A 15768-nucleotide genomic window follows, 5' to 3' on the forward strand; every position below is an offset into this window, starting at 1 on the left:
CTATAATAGACAGAGAATTCATTCTTTTCTTGACTATAAAAGTCCGGAAGAATATGAGTCATCTGATTCAATAATTAAATATGTTGCTTAACTATGTGTCCGTAATTGCGGGGCAAGCACAGTGCGTTAGTCCCGCAAGTCAAGCAGGAGGAGCTTGAGTATACTGGGCTGTCAGGATCTATATCGACTGAGGAACTTCCCTCATCATCATCATCTTCATCAATCTGTTCGCCACTCCCATCATCATCCTGGACAACTTCAGGATTGGTAAACATACCCAAGATATTCTTCCCTCCATCGTCACTGCATCTGCAGTTAGCAAGGAGGAATAGAGACGCTATGAGAAGCATAAATATTAACTTATTACTCGTTAGAGCCAATACTATTAGATATAAATTTATTGCAATACTACATATTTTAATCATTTCCCTTCCCACCTTTATTTCATTATTGTTACTCAGGATGTGTCAAGATGATTGTTTTAACGACTTATTCCTTGATTCTAATGCTTGAACAGATTTGTGCTAAGGTATTTTTCTCCTCTATCGGGAAATATGACCACGATTATTCCTGATTCGATCTTTTTCGCTACCTCTATTGCAGCCAGCAGCGCCGCTCCGCTGCTCATCCCGACAAATATCCCTTCGTTCCTCACTATTTGCCTGGACATCTCAAAGGCGTCTTCTGTTTCAACCATGATAGTTTCATCGATTTGAGAAGGATCATAAATCGAAGGGACAATCGCCTCGGCCATGTTTTTCAATCCTTGAATGTAGTGACCCTTTACCGGCTGAGCGCAGACAATCTTAATGTTGGGATTGTTCTCCCTGAGCGCTTGCCCCACACCCATGAGCGTCCCTGAGGTGCCTATTGAAGAGACAAAGTAGTCCATTCTCCCATTTGTCTGCTTCCATATTTCTTCTGAGGTGGTTTTGTAATGGGCCATTTTATTGTATTCATTTGAAAACTGATCAGGCATAAAATATTTCTCCGGATAGTCCCTCACCAGACTCCTTGCCTTTACAATCGCGCCATCTGTTCCAAGATCAGCCTCTGTAAGAGTTACTGTTGCGCTAAAGGCCTGAATCATATCCCTTCTCTCCTGAGACACTGCCTCGCTCATAACTATCTCAACGTCATAACCCTTTACCACTCCAATCATGGCTAAAGATATTCCAGTATTTCCGGACGTCGGCTCGATGATGGTCTTCCCCTTGGTCAACGTGCCTTCAAATTCAGCCTGCTCGATCATCTTCAATGCTATTCTATCTTTTATACTCCCGGTTGGATTATTCCCCTCGATCTTTGCATATATAGAAACCTTTATGTTGGGATTTAATCTATTGATCTTGATCAGTGGAGTATTGCCAATATCCTGTAATATATTCTCGTATATCATCGTTATTCCTTCAAAAAAGCTATTAGATCAGCAAAATAATATAATTGATCGAAAATAGGTTAAATTGAATTATCTAAAGGTCAATACAAAAATATCAAATAATATGAAATTTACTTATCCTTTTAAAGGACGGCTTATCAATGCAACTGTCGAGGATTAAGGAGCTTAACCCAGACAATATTTATGAATTTGCAACCTAACTGGGGGAACCTGAAAATCAATATTAGGGTGAACAAAGGGAATGAATTATCAAATTATTCAACTTGACCCGAAATCAGTTTCTACATAATTACTATTATCATATATAATGCTATCCTCCATGGTTAGATGTTGACAATAAATCTGTGCTTGATAGATTGGTTCATTATTGAACTAAGATTCATTTTTGATAAATGAATCTTAAAAGGGATATAACATATTCATCATTATTTAATAACAAATAAGTAAAATTATGAGGATATTATCATGAAACGCCAAACATATATAATAACAAACATCATATTAGCAGTATTATTTATTAGCAATAACATATTATCCTACGATAAAATTGATTATATGCGCGCTGTCAAACGAGACAGGAATCTCAATGGTGCGAACCTCAAGGGGGTGGATTTGATTGGGGCAGATCTATATTATGCTGATCTGCGTAAGGCAGATTTACGCGAGGCAATCCTTTATAGCGCGAATCTAAGAGGTGCTGACCTCCGAGGAGCGGACCTCACAAGGGCTGACCTTTATAAAGCGGATCTCTATAAAACAAAATTTTCGGGCGCAAAACTCCTAGAAGCCAATCTTTGTAAAGCGATTCTCTATAATTCAAACCTTAAGGATGTAAATTTTGCTGGAGCCAACTTCAATGGCACAGATCTATATAACGCAGATCTTCGGGGAGCGAACCTTAGTAACACAGATTTTAGCGAGGCAATACTTATTGGCGCTGACCTAACAGGCGCAGACCTGACCAATGCTGACTTTTACAAAGCAAACCTAATTGGCGCAAAATTGAGTAATACTAAGCTAAATAAAGCCAATTTTAGTAATGCAAACCTGACTGTGGCCAAGCTTAGCGGTGTAGACCTAACTGGCGCTAAAATCTCTAATTCTGATTCCTCTAATGCTAACCTCTCAAATTCCGATTTAAGCAGGGCTGATTTAGTAAACTCACGCTTTAATAATGCTAAGCTCATTAAATCCGCCCTGATTGGCGCTGATCTTAATAATGCTATTCTCATTGGGGTGAATCTCAGCAATACAAATTTAACCAATGCAATACTTACAAATACGAATCTTCTTACGGCAAATCTATATAAATCAAACATGAGTGAGGCAAATCTTCAAGGGGCGAATCTGAAAAATGCAAATCTTAGGATGGTCGATTTTACAGGCGCAAATCTGAACAAGGTAGACCTTCAAGGCGCGGATCTTACGGGAGCAACGCTTATTGGCGCTAATCTCGATGACGCGGACCTTGCCGGAGCTGATCTCAGAAGGGCTAAAATAAGCGCAGAATTAAAAAATAAAATCAATCAACACCAGGTAATCAATTATGATAGCATTAGCTGGGAGGATGTATATATTGAAAAAGAAAAAAGCAAGTAACAACCAGCCTTTAATTTAAGGAATTATATTATATTTAATCAATTATAATTTATAATATTAAGAAAGTAATTCTAATTGTGAATACGTAACCCTGAAATCCCAGGGGTTGTTTCCCTCTCGTCCCACACTATTCCAACAACTTGATTATATTCTTCATCATTAGCAAACTTTATGTGATAAACAAAATAAAGTATAATGCTCGCACAGCAAGGCTAATTCGATCCCTATAGGATTTCGCATGACTATGCCATTTGAGCTACACCAATGAGCAGGGAAGAATAATTATCTATATTCACAAAACAATTTCCAATCCGGCATTAACCGCAAAGCATTCTAGGTTTGAGGTATTGGTTATCTTTCTGCATGTTTTTACCATGTCATCAACAGCAGCATCAGTTCTATCCTGATTAATATGAAACAAGCCAAAGCGTTTAACGTTGGCATCCAACGCTAATTGCAGGGCATCATTGAAAACGCTATGCCCCCATCCTTTAGTTGTTGTGTATTCATCCATAGTGTATTCGGCATCATGTATTAAAACATCTGCATTAAGAGAAAAATTCAGGTAATCCTGATAAGCAAGGCCCCCTGGATGTTTATAGGTCAACTCGTTATCTGTAAGAAAGACAAAACACTTGCCATCTTCTTCAAACTTATATCCCAAACCCTGATTTGGATGATTTAAAAAGATTGGTGTTACTAAGATACTATCTATAATGAAACTCCCATCACAAATACCATTAAATTCAATGTTAGATTTTGCTTCTTCGAATTTTACAGGAAAGTATGGTGGAGACATTGTCTTTGAGAGCATCTCACTAATCGACTTCTGGGCAAAAGGACAACCATATATTTTTATATCTGTTTTACTTATGTAGATGGGTTTGAAAAATGGAAATCCTAATAGATGATCCCAGTGTGCATGGGTGAATATCATGAAATAATTATAACGATCTTCATTGATTAGTTTATTCCCTAATTTTCTAATGCCGGTTCCTGCATCAATAATAATTATTTTATCATTTTTTGTTCTTATTTCAATACAGGTTGTATCCCCTCCATACCTTAAATACTCACTTCCTGTAACAGGTATTGAGCCCCTGGAACCCCAACATTTAATAATCATTGTTTCCTCGCATTCCTATTTTGATCTTTAGGATTTACTAAAATATTGAATATGTCAAGGATATTGTCTCTATATTTAGAGACACCAATGGAAGATGAACAATGGAGATACTGTCTATCACTTTTTAGGAATGTTAGGTTTTCTTTTTGTCATAACAAGATTCAGGATATCATTTTTTAATGAATCATCAGCGACTTGTATCCACAACCATTTGCCATCATGGTATTGCTTTGTATTATGAAAGATATCAATAATTGCTTTACTGTATGTATTAATATCCCGCATAAATTTATCTACTTCGTTTTTCCCAAAAACAATAAGTACAGTAAATGAATTCTTCTCTGGAAATAATGCGCTTAGCGTTTTACCGCTTTTGCGATATTTAATTTGCCATCCATACTTATTGCCTCCAAATCGGATTTCCGGAAGAAATGAATAATTTGTATCAATATAATTAGTAATCTCTTTCCATACCTTCCCAGCCCCTTCTCCAATATGATCCAGCATCTCCTCTTGTGATGGCTGATAATCCTTATTCAACATCCGTTCATGATCCATATTGCTTATCCTCCAATTGCTGTTTGTTTGGTAAGCAAATATAGTAATATTTTATTAAGTAGTGGCAAAATGAGAACTTTTCAAGAAAAAAATGTAATACATTTTAAATAATGCTGAGAAGGGAATGTTTTATACTTGCATAGTATAGCGATCATATAATTTTTATATTGTAATAGAGGTTGATTTTAATTCATGGAAGTTATTATTATCTCTTCATTAGCATATATTTATAAAGTATGATTTTGTTATTATCTGGAGGTTTATACTATGAAGATAAAAGGTAAAACAGCAGTTATTACAGGCGCTGCAAGCGGATTAGGCGCTGCTACAGCAAGGCGGCTTCACAGTTTAGGGGCAAATGTACTGATTGCGGATATGAATGAAGCGAAGGGAGGGGAGGTCTCTTCTGAATTGGGATCAAATGCTGTATTCTCCAAAATGAATGTGACTGACACAAAGGAAATTCAGGCTGGGATTGAACTTGCTATGAATAAGTTTAAATCAATAGACATTCTGGTCAATTGTGCAGGCACAGGGTTTGCCATGAGAACAGTAGGCAAGGAAGGCCCTCATGATCTGGAAATATTCAAAACAGTTATAAATGTTAATCTAATTGGTACATTCGATGCCATTCGCCAGGCAGCCTTTCAGATGCAGAATAATGAGCCTGATATAGAGGGAGGAGAAAGAGGGGTGATCGTTAATACTGCATCAGTAGCGGCATTTGATGGACAGATCGGGCAGGTCTCCTATACCGCATCAAAGGCTGGCATTGTTGGTATGACCCTTCCAATCGCTAGAGATCTCTCTATCATTGGAGTGAGGATATGCACCATCGCTCCTGGCATTTTTGACACACCACTAATGCAGGCTTTTACTGAGGAGGGCAAGGCTTCCCTCCTTCATCAAACACAATTCCCAAAGAGATTTGGAAAACCGGATGAATTTGCCATGCTGGCACAGCAAATTATTGAAAATCCTGTATTAAACGGAGAAACGATTCGCTTAGATGGAGGCATTAGGATGGGGCCAAAGTGAAAGACTTGCTTTACTCCAGGATCTCGTGAACATATGATTAGAAGAATTGAATTGTGCTATGTGTGAACGCCTTCGCCATTGCCTTTCATATGCTTCGGCTCCGTATTCTTTAATGATTACAACACAATCCTTAACAAGGCCTCACTCATTTAAACGAATACATGCGACTAAAATAAGTACATTCACTGCTGGATTGTAGGGACGGACGTTTACTAAGCGCAAAGGAGTTGCTATAACTATTCCATAATATTAATAGTATAAGTATCTGATATGGATTGAGCATCAGGCTGACAGCTATCATAGATGATAATTTCCATATTAAATGATCCACTTTCAGTAGGAGTGCCACTGAGCTCGCCTGTATAATAATCGAGGGTTAATCCATTAGGGAAGCCGTTTATCTCCTGAAAATGAATTGGCACTTCCCCACCGGATACTGTTATTGTATGTGAGTATGGTACGCCTACAGTTCCATCAGGCGGATCGCCGCTGGTGATAGACATTGGAGCGCAGCCAGACTCAGAACCTACATTAACTAATTGAACCATTCGATTTGCCACGCCATCGTCATCAAAAACTCGCAGGAGAACAGAGTATGATCCCACCTCATTGTAGGTATGGGACACGCTTTGCCCGGTTGCATCTATTATTCCATCATTCTCGAAATCCCATTTATATGTAGTAATATCCCCATCCCAGTCCTCTCCGGTTGCGGAAAAGGTAACTGGCTGATTAACCTGAGGAGATGATGATACAGTAAAAGAGGTTGTTGGAGGAATCCAGTCATAGGATTTTATTACACCTTCATCCGACCACACTGCCACGGCTATTCCAGGTCCGCCTGTTGGGCTCCCGCCCATTGCGATCCATGGTCTTAATTCCTGATGAATAGGATTAGCGCTGAGATATATCTGCCTTGCTCCTAACCATCCATCATTTACATCATAGCGATTGCATTGTATGGCCAAACCATTGGCCGACCATATAGCAATAAAATTTCCCTCTCTATCAGACGCAATACGAGGATAGGGTTCATTCCCGACATCTCCTCCCAGCCATTGTGTCCCCTCCCAACCGCTAACAGCGTCATAACGTTTGGCATAAATATTTCCATCCTCCTCTGCCCATAGCAACATGCCATTCCCGTTTGCATCCATTGCAACCTGAGTATTCGATATGGCTGGCTCTTCAGTTTCAACCTCTACCTGACCAATCCAATCGATTCTATCCTCACTGTCAATATATGCCTGATTGTAATAGATTTTATTGTTGGATTTAAACGTCACAATGGCACTGAACTCATCTTCATAGCAGACTGAAATCTCCGGCGCGGCCTCATCATCAACATCGTTTCCTATTCTCCTTACACTTGACCAATCTTGATAATCATAAAAAATCAAAAAACTCGAATAAATATTGCTTTCTTCTTTCCATACAATTACTGTGCTGTTATAGTGTCTTTTGGGATACATGGCTATTTGAGGATTCGATGCATTTGAATAATTGCCGCTGTCTATATCAAAATTGTCAGCATAGGGTAGATACCATCCGTTATTCAAAGAATATCTGAAAGACCAAACTCCAATAAATGAAGCTCTCGTATCGGTCCAAACAATTACTGCTTTGCCATCGTCATCCATTTTAATCCCTGCTGATTCTGCTAAAATACCCCCGGATTCGCTATCCTCCATTATTCCACGCCAACCATTAGTATAATCGTATTGTGCCATTAAGTATTCATCATTACTCTTCCATATAAGCAATGCTTCTCTATAAGAGTTCATCGTTATATGAGGATCAGTGTTATTGATATAATTGGTTTCTATCTCCCCAGGCCCTGACCAGCTTGGATCAGGTCCAGGATAATAGAAATTCGTAACAATCTTTCCATCCTGCTCCCATACAGCAATAGCCTCGCCTGTTGCCTCTGCGCCGAATGGCATTGCGATCCTGGGATGACTGGCAAATTCCCCATCAGCAGGCCCGAAAAATAATGGATCGCTATCATCATCACTTTTGCAACCCAATGTTGATAAATATAATACAAATAACGTTATCATGATCATAGGTTTTAGCAATCCAATCAGCATTGAATTAATTATGATAATATTAATTCTAAAGATTTTTGTTGTATTTCGAAATTTAAAAATATCCATGTAATACTCCTATTTACAGTTTAATGATATTTTTGTTTTCTATAAGCTGCTATAATCACCAATACAGAATGTATTCAATTAAATGACTTAATTTCAGGAATGAGATTGCAGGTATATTCAAATGACTGAAATATTCTTCATTCTTCATTTCCAAATATAATACTGAGTTAGCATTATACTTGACTATTCTAAAGATAGAAAAAACTTTTCGTAAAGTCAAATTAGAGTGGGCAGTTTAATTTTTTAATAAATAATACTAAAAGGATTGGGCACTGTTTTTTAGCAGCCTGCATCTCTTCATCAGATGCTCATTAGATGTAGATTAAAAACATTTACACACTTGCCAAAAAAACATGGGGCTATAGCGATGAAGTCAGATAAGACTATAGGGAACTAATAATTAAAGTTTTCAGAAACCAGGGTCAGGAATATTCATAATATTGGATTTACATTATTATATTTAAGATGTTACTTGCGGGAACGAAGCGACATTAAAATACAAGAATAATATTCTCTATTACAACTACAACCTAAATCATAAAAATTGCGATTTATTTTTTGAAGACCTTCCACATTTATATATCAGTCCTCCCATGATAGCAGTAAATGGAGCAACTGTTACAGGCCCAAAGCTCCCAACCTGTGTATTGAGAAGCTCTGCTGAAACAAAATTGATATTAAAGATATTCATCAAGGATCGACCTTGGCTCTGAAAGAGCATTAGCATTGTCATATAACTGCTGGAATAGGCCAGTAAAAGGGTTGTTGTCATGGTTCCTTTAACAGCCCTTCCCACAGTGATTCCAGATAAGATATGATCACGTAATGAGATTCTCGGATTTTTTTTGAAAATCTCATCCATAGAAGCAGATATATTCATTGCTAAGTCCATTACTACTCCAGAGGATGCAATAAATATCCGTGTAGGCTAAGGTTAAAAAAAACCAGAATAGAGGAGCATCTCAGCAACCGGTCTGCCAGCACCATGTATTTGAAAGCCCTTATGGAAAAACTGCGCGGGGAAACAGGTGATAAGCAGTCCAAGAAAAGCCCCAGAAAACGCGACTAAACCCTTTTTGTTTAATCCTCCTACTAAAAAGCATATTGAACCTGTGATTAATGTCATTATCATTAATGCAATAATGATTGGATCTTCTCCCTTAAGGAAACGTGGAAACATTACCTTCCAAAGCATAAGTGCTGTAAAAAGAAACGATAAAAGGGCTTTAAATCCTGTCCATCCTCCAATAAGATTAAGAAGTAAAGAGACCGAAATAGCTAAAGTAACCTCTATCCTTATACGATATCTTCCACGGGCAAAAGCTGAGTGAATTATATCATTCTGTGCGGTGAATTCCAGCAGGATAATATCGCCTTTAGTATAAAATTCATCAAACTCTACTTTCCCTTGGAGTCTGTTTGTTGCTTTTGTCTTTTGTCCCTTGTTATGACCGCCTAAAATCTTTACTGATAACTCTTGGTTCCCTGTTCTTATTATGAGATGTTGATGCACATCTGAATTATCAACTGATATTACCTTAGCTCGCTCTCGATGATATTTTATTATCAAAACCTGTTGGTGTAAAAAAAAGGATTATACATAATATTGCGAATATAATAGAAAAGATTAAGTCTTTATTTATCAGATCAATTTTTAGATTCATATTTTTACTCCCTTAGCATGAAAAAAGTGGAAGATATCATTATCTTCCACATAAATTCATTAAAATAAGTTGTGAATTGTGATACTATTATTTTGAATACAGTTTGTTATAAATCATTAGCATATTTTAATTTTCAATAAATTCCCATTGATTTTGCAATCTTTTTCGTAACATCAGTATTGTCGTAAAATCCTTTAAACATCCATGCCCCCTTACCTTTTGCCATAACTGGAACAGGAACACCAGTATGATAGTATGAAGTAAATGCTATTCCTGCTTTTCTGTTAAGCACATGTGTGCATGTAACAGTAAGTGGTTTGTAGTTGCCATATAACAGGAATTCTTCCGGATAATCAGAATAATTTATGGAAATTCTATCACGTTGAAAATCATTGGCATCTTCTAAGAGGTCCTTTCATAATCTGTTAGATCATCGAATTCCATTCCAAAGCTATCAAGAATCATATTTTCAAGCGCTCCCCCATCAATATCAGGGGATGGGGAATCAGCCAAATAATCATATAGTGTTTTATTAAATTGTTTCTTCGAAATAGAAAAGAATTATTGATGGTTTTAGAAAAACAGGAGATACCTCTGAATATTAACATAAGTGAAAATGATATACGAGTATTCGAAGAAAAACGTAAGAGAAACATTACACGAAATAAATTAGGCAGACAATGTAGAGATACATTTATGTCTTGAAAGAAAACCTGTAGAAAATTGGATATATCTTGTTAGATAGATTTTCTGGTTTCGATAAAATATTTTCATTATCAATAATTATTCACGAACAAATTCCTGGTAGCACATAATATCGATGATTATAGTTGCATACTGAAGGGCAAAAAGGGGAACGGTAATTAATTTTATTTTACCTACCACTTCTTGAGAAGTTATAATGATAGCTGAAAAAATACAAAATACTGCTTGACAAACGTTTTTAAATAGTAATTATTCTTACATAAGAATAGGCTGCAATTGCTTCCTGATGAAAAAGAAAATAGCTGACATCCTTGATAAAATCGAGACCTTTAAGAAAATCTCTAAATATCTGGGTCTAAAAATTACTCATCAGCGTTTAGAGATATTCAAGATATTGGTTTCAATGGAATATCATCCCTCAGCAGAAGAGGTCTATGAGGCTATAAGAGAGAAGATACCGAGTATATCCTTTGACACAGTATACCGTACACTTGCTCTTTTTGAAAGTCATGGAGTGATTGCAAAGGTTCAATATCTGGATGATAGAACTCGCTATGACTCTAATATGGAACCACATTATCATCTGGTATGTAAGAAATGCAGAAATATCCAGGATTTTTACTGGCCTGATCTAGACCAGTTGAAACCACCTGAAAAAACAAAAGGGTGGGGAGAAATTGATAATAAATATTTAGAATTACGAGGTATATGCCGGAAATGCCTGGCAAGCAGGAATAATAAATAAAAACAGACAAACTATCAAAATTTTTCAATGCATATTTATCAGAAAATATTAGGTACATTGCAGTGTATTCAAATAAATATCAATAGGATGGTAAATATGCAAAATATTAAAGATCAAAGATTCAGTACTTTCTATTGAATGTTTTAGCTATACAAGAACAAAACGAAGACTAAAGGAGGACAGAGATGAAAGGAAATGATAAATGCCCGGTAACGGGTAGGACGAGCAAATCCATTGCCGGTAGTGGTACGTCGAATACGGATTGGTGGCCGAACCAGTTGAACCTTAGGATCCTTCACCAGCACTCTCGTATGAGCAATCCGATGGGTGAGGAGTTCAACTATGCTGAGGAATTCAAGAAACTCGACCTGAATGCTGTAAAAGAAGACCTTTATGCGTTGATGACAGACTCGCAGGACTGGTGGCCAGCGGATTACGGTCATTATGGGGGGCTCTTCATCCGGATGGCATGGCACAGCGCAGGCACATACCGTATAGGTGATGGCCGCGGTGGCGCGGGATCCGGATCCCAACGCTTGGCACCCCTTAACAGTTGGCCGGATAATGCCAACCTTGACAAGGCGCGGAGGCTGCTTTGGCCTATCAAACAGAAATACAGCAGCAGAATATCCTGGGCAGACCTCATGATACTTGCCGGCAACTGTGCGCTTGAGTCGATGGGTTTCAAAACCTTTGGCTTTGGTGGCGGGCGCGAAGACATATGGGAGCCGGAAGAGGACATCTACTGGGGAAGCGAAGACACCTGGCTCGGTGATAAGCGTTACTCCGGTGATCGGTACTTGGAGAACCCGCTTGCGGCTGTGCAGATGGGCCTCATCTACGTGAACCCTGAAGGGCCGAATGGGAATCCAGATCCGGTTGCTTCTGGCAGCGATGTTCGCGAGACCTTTGCGCGTATGGCTATGAACGCTGAGGAAACGGTTGCGCTCATTGCCGGCGGACATACCTTCGGCAAGTGCCATGGTGCGGGCGATGCGGCGCATGTGGGTTCTGAACCTGAGGGAGCCGGCATAGAAGAGCAGGGGCTCGGTTGGAAGAGTAGTTTTGGTAGCGGAAAGGGAGGCGATACGATCACAAGCGGCATAGAGGGCGCCTGGAAACCGAATCCGACTAAATGGGATATGGGCTATCTGAACGTGCTGTTCAATTACGAGTGGGAGTTGGTCAAAAGCCCGGCCGGCGCGCATCAATGGCTGGCCAAGGACGTGGCTGATGAGGACATGGTGGTTGACGCCCACAACCCATCAAAAAAGCATCGACCAATGATGACCACGGCTGACCTCTCTCTACGTTTTGATCCGATTCTCGAGCCGATCGCCCGGCGCTACCAGCAGAATCCCGAAGAATTCGCTGACGCTTTTGCCAGGGCATGGTTCAAGCTGACACACCGCGATATGGGTCCCCGCTCACGCTATCTCGGCTCGGAGGTTCCAGCAGAGGAGCTAATCTGGCAAGATCCAGTCCCCACAGTCGATCATGAACTGATCAATGCACAGGATATAGCAATCCTCAAGGGCAAGATACTTACTTCAGGATTGTCTGTATCACAGCTAGTCTCTACGGCTTGGGCATCTGCATCAACCTTCCGTGGCTCCGACAAGCGTGGCGGGGCGAACGGGGCGCGCATTCGTCTTGCACCGCAAAAGGATTGGGAAGTCAACCAGCCGGATCAACTTAAGACAGTGCTTGATGCCCTTGAAGGGATACAAGAGGAGTTCAACAACGTACAATCTGGCGGGAAGAAGGTATCACTTGCCGACCTGATCATCCTTGGTGGATGCTCAGGTGTAGAGCAAGCTGCGAAGAATGCAGGTCACAATGTGACCGTTCCCTTCACACCTGGACGCACAGATGCATCGCCGGAGCAAACCGACGAGGAATCATTCGCCGTACTCGAACCAGTTGCAGACGGATTCCGAAACTACATCAAAACCAAATACACCGTAACAGCAGAGGAACTCTTGCTTGATCGGGCGCAATTGCTGACGCTGACTGCTCCTGAGATGACGGTTCTCATTGGTGGTATGCGAGTCCTAAATGCCAACTTCGCACAGTCCCAGCATGGCGTCTTTACCAAGCGGCCCGAGACACTCACCAATGACTTCTTTGTTAATCTGCTCGACATGGGAACAGTATGGAAGGCAACCTCAGAAGACGATGACGTGTTCGAGGGTCGGGATCGCAAAAGCGGCGAACTCATATGGACAGGCACACGTATCGACCTTATCTTCGGTTCTAACTCCCAGCTCCGGGCATTGGCGGAAGTTTATGGATGTGAGGACTCTCAAGAGAAGTTCCTACACGACTTTGTAGCGGTGTGGTACAAAGTAATGGATCTCGACCGTTTCGACCTCGCCTAATATTAACAAAAAGCTCTTTTGAGGGTTTCTAAAAGGTCTGAGAAAAAGGTTAGCTATCAACCGGTTTCGGCGGACAGCATGCCTGTACTGCTGGAGCGATGGGTTGAGCCTATCGAGAAAGTTCAATATTTAACTATTAATAATTGATACGTTATTGTTTTATTGTAGACTTCGTTTATTAGCTTAAGGAGGAGTGTAGATCTAAGAAACGCCTAGACCAGAAACATTACACAGACAGATAAATCTTTTCTATATCGGGTTATTTGACAGGCTCGTTATCGTATCTGAAATTTATTTGGTTAAATGTTAATTTAAAGGAGGGATAAAGATGAGTAACCTTTCCCCTACACTGGCAGTGAGAGACATGAAAGAAACGATTGAATTTTATAAAGACACCTTAGGATTCAAGATAGGAATGACATTCCCCAATTCAGACAACCCGGAATATGCTGATCTTTCCAAGGACGGTATGATTCTGATGTTCATACCAGCTCAAAATGTTGGCATTAGCAGTGATGAAAAATTGGGCATCGGGATTAACCTTTACCTGCAGATCGAAGGTGATATAGATCAATATTACACCGAATTAAAGGATAAAGGTGTTCAAATCTCCGTTGAGATAAAGGATGAATCCTTTGGCATAAGGGACTTTACAATCAATGACCCTAACGGCTATCAGTTAACTTTTAATCAACCAACTAACACCACTTAACGGCTAAAGCGATATTACTCCGCTCTCCTGTTTTATTTAACGACCGTATCCTGCATCATGCAACGGTGTACAGTAGGTGATCCTGATAAGGCTCTTTCTGTATAATAATCATAGCTCATCTGAAGATATCCTTAATCCATTGAATCTCTTCACCTGTAATAGAGATTAAATCAAACCTGAAAATGTTCTCTTCTGTGTAGAGTGATGGATGGGTGGCTAAGTATTGCATGGCTGTCTTTCGAAGGGTTTCCATCTTTTTTTCTCCTATTGAATAGAGACCACCGCCATACAGGGGTATATTTCTGTATTTTACTTCAATGAATGCAATTAGATTCTGCTTTTTAACAATTATGTCAATCTCACCAATCCTTTGATATCTATAATTTCTCTGAAGGATTTGGAAGCCATGATTTTCCAAAAAGTGACAGGCCATCTCTTCACCCTGATCACCCGTTTCTTTTTTCTTCTTATTGTGGTTTCTCCACATTTCACAATATCAAAGAACATCAAGGATGTTTACAGCGCTCTCGGTTTCATCCAATGCCTTGACTATATATAGAGATGTCTCTTCCAGAAGATCAATTATTAAATTCTCAGTAATCCTCTTTTGCTTCCTATCAAAGATTAGTTTGATCAAAGGGCGAAGCGGTTTCTGTGATACTGAACCTATAACTAGACCGATGCTTCCGTCGTTCAGCTTAACAATTGAGCCAATCGGATATACGGACATGCTGGAGAGAAATATTCTAAGTATAACGGGATCAAACTGATTGATTCCGCTTGATAGCATATGCTTCATCGCATGGTAGAATAAACGCTTCTTTCGATAACTTCTGTTTACTATCTGTGCCTCATAACTATCAGCAATTCTCGAAATTCTGGCATACTCATCAATCATGTTTCCCTTAAATCCCCTTGGATAACCTTTCCCATCATATTGTTCATGATGCTGCAGGGATACAATCGCGACCTTTTCCCTTACACCCCCAAGCTGTCTAAGAGCCCTGAATCCAAGAAGGGGATGAGTCTTAACCAAATTAAATTCTTGTTCTGTGAGATTAGACTGCTTATGAGTTATATACACAGGCATCTTAGCCATACCAGCGTCTATCAGAAGTGTCCCAAGACCAAGCTCTCTTAATTTGTGAGGAGAGTATTTCATTGTTATCCCGATCAATAACGCATAAAAGGTAACATTAACCGAATGATACATAAGATAGTTCTTCCCCTCATCAAGACCATAAAGAAATAGAAATATATTGTTATTCTCCCTAATTAAATTAATAATATGCCCAAGACAAACCTCTAGCTCATCAGTAGTAAACTCTTCATCATTCTTAATAGCCTTATATATATCTCCCACAGCCTTACATGCCTCTTTGTGAACCTCAATTAGAGTTTTTCTCTTCTTCAGTAAATTATTGTAATTACTTAGGATCTTCTTAGTATCATTTGTAGCGGATACCGCGCTTCTCAGAGTAGCATGTTTTATCTCAGCTTCTGTTGATATTATCTTGCCCGCGGTCTCTATCTCTACTATTCCCCATTTCATTAGTTTCTTAATATCGCCTTCACTTATTGTGACGTTAGCTCCAACGAACATACTATTACTATCAATATAAACAGGTTTATCAAACCGCATCCCTGGCTTCAACTCTTCAACCATAAATTTCCTCATATACTTG

Annotated in this window: 13 protein-coding genes and 1 pseudogene; 5 read left to right on the forward strand and 9 right to left on the reverse strand. The window is 39.4% G+C overall.

Annotated features, from left to right (window positions below; all coding sequences use genetic code 11):
- Positions 1-74: 74 nt before the first annotated feature.
- Positions 75-425, reverse strand: a complete 351-nt coding sequence (locus tag SVZ03_02585) for a hypothetical protein (protein MDY6933095.1) — start codon at positions 423-425, stop codon at positions 75-77.
- A gap of 77 nt (positions 426-502) precedes the next feature.
- The gene (locus SVZ03_02590; protein ID MDY6933096.1) at positions 503-1396 is read right to left on the reverse strand and encodes a cysteine synthase family protein; all 894 of its coding nucleotides are present in this window, start codon (positions 1394-1396) and stop codon (positions 503-505) included.
- A 468-nt stretch (positions 1397-1864) separates the two neighbouring features.
- On the opposite strand from SVZ03_02590, the gene SVZ03_02595 reads away from it, so the two are divergent.
- Positions 1865-2998, forward strand: a complete 1134-nt coding sequence (locus SVZ03_02595; protein MDY6933097.1) for a pentapeptide repeat-containing protein — start codon at positions 1865-1867, stop codon at positions 2996-2998.
- Positions 2999-3290: 292 nt separating this feature from the next.
- Here the strand turns inward: SVZ03_02595 and SVZ03_02600 are convergent, their stop codons facing one another.
- Positions 3291-4124 carry an MBL fold metallo-hydrolase gene (locus SVZ03_02600; GenBank protein MDY6933098.1) on the reverse strand — a complete coding sequence of 278 codons (834 nt, stop codon included), beginning with the start codon at positions 4122-4124 and terminating at the stop codon, positions 3291-3293.
- Between the two features lie 117 nt (positions 4125-4241).
- Positions 4242-4682, reverse strand: coding sequence for a DUF3788 domain-containing protein (locus SVZ03_02605; protein MDY6933099.1), 441 nt, complete (start codon positions 4680-4682; stop codon positions 4242-4244).
- 267 nt (positions 4683-4949) lie between these two features.
- On the opposite strand from SVZ03_02605, the gene SVZ03_02610 reads away from it, so the two are divergent.
- Positions 4950-5720, forward strand: coding sequence for an SDR family NAD(P)-dependent oxidoreductase (locus SVZ03_02610; protein ID MDY6933100.1), 771 nt, complete (start codon positions 4950-4952; stop codon positions 5718-5720).
- Between the two features lie 236 nt (positions 5721-5956).
- Here SVZ03_02610 and SVZ03_02615 read toward each other — a convergent pair whose 3' ends face one another.
- The 3 genes and pseudogenes from SVZ03_02615 to SVZ03_02625 all read right to left on the reverse strand — a co-directional run bounded on the left by SVZ03_02615 (position 5957) and on the right by SVZ03_02625 (position 9832).
- Positions 5957-7876, reverse strand: a complete 1920-nt coding sequence (locus tag SVZ03_02615; protein ID MDY6933101.1) for a PKD domain-containing protein — start codon at positions 7874-7876, stop codon at positions 5957-5959.
- 535 nt (positions 7877-8411) lie between these two features.
- A pseudogene (locus SVZ03_02620) lies at positions 8412-9389 on the reverse strand (YibE/F family protein).
- 284 nt (positions 9390-9673) lie between these two features.
- Positions 9674-9832 carry an alkaline phosphatase gene (locus tag SVZ03_02625; protein MDY6933102.1) on the reverse strand — a complete coding sequence of 53 codons (159 nt, stop codon included), beginning with the start codon at positions 9830-9832 and terminating at the stop codon, positions 9674-9676.
- Positions 9833-10531: 699 nt separating this feature from the next.
- Between SVZ03_02625 and SVZ03_02630 the strand changes: the two genes are divergently transcribed.
- The 3 genes from SVZ03_02630 (at position 10532) to SVZ03_02640 (ending at position 14083) form a co-directional block, all read left to right on the forward strand.
- Complete coding sequence (locus SVZ03_02630) at positions 10532-10990, forward strand: transcriptional repressor (GenBank protein MDY6933103.1); 459 nt, start codon at positions 10532-10534, stop codon at positions 10988-10990.
- 185 nt (positions 10991-11175) lie between these two features.
- The gene (gene katG / locus SVZ03_02635) at positions 11176-13371 is read left to right on the forward strand and encodes a catalase/peroxidase HPI (GenBank protein ID MDY6933104.1); all 2196 of its coding nucleotides are present in this window, start codon (positions 11176-11178) and stop codon (positions 13369-13371) included.
- 328 nt (positions 13372-13699) lie between these two features.
- Positions 13700-14083: a VOC family protein gene (locus SVZ03_02640; protein MDY6933105.1), complete on the forward strand. Its 384-nt coding sequence runs from the start codon at positions 13700-13702 to the stop codon at positions 14081-14083.
- A gap of 115 nt (positions 14084-14198) precedes the next feature.
- Here the strand turns inward: SVZ03_02640 and SVZ03_02645 are convergent, their stop codons facing one another.
- On the reverse strand, positions 14199-14570 hold the full coding sequence (locus tag SVZ03_02645; protein MDY6933106.1) for a YraN family protein: 372 nt from the start codon (positions 14568-14570) through the stop codon (positions 14199-14201).
- 9 nt (positions 14571-14579) lie between these two features.
- On the reverse strand, positions 14580-15761 hold the full coding sequence (locus tag SVZ03_02650) for an HD-GYP domain-containing protein (protein MDY6933107.1): 1182 nt from the start codon (positions 15759-15761) through the stop codon (positions 14580-14582).
- Positions 15762-15768: the final 7 nt, after the last annotated feature.

The sequence above is a fragment of the Spirochaetota bacterium genome (assembly GCA_034190085.1).
In the GTDB taxonomy this organism is placed as follows: domain Bacteria; phylum Spirochaetota; class UBA4802; order UBA4802; family JAFGDQ01; genus JAXHTS01.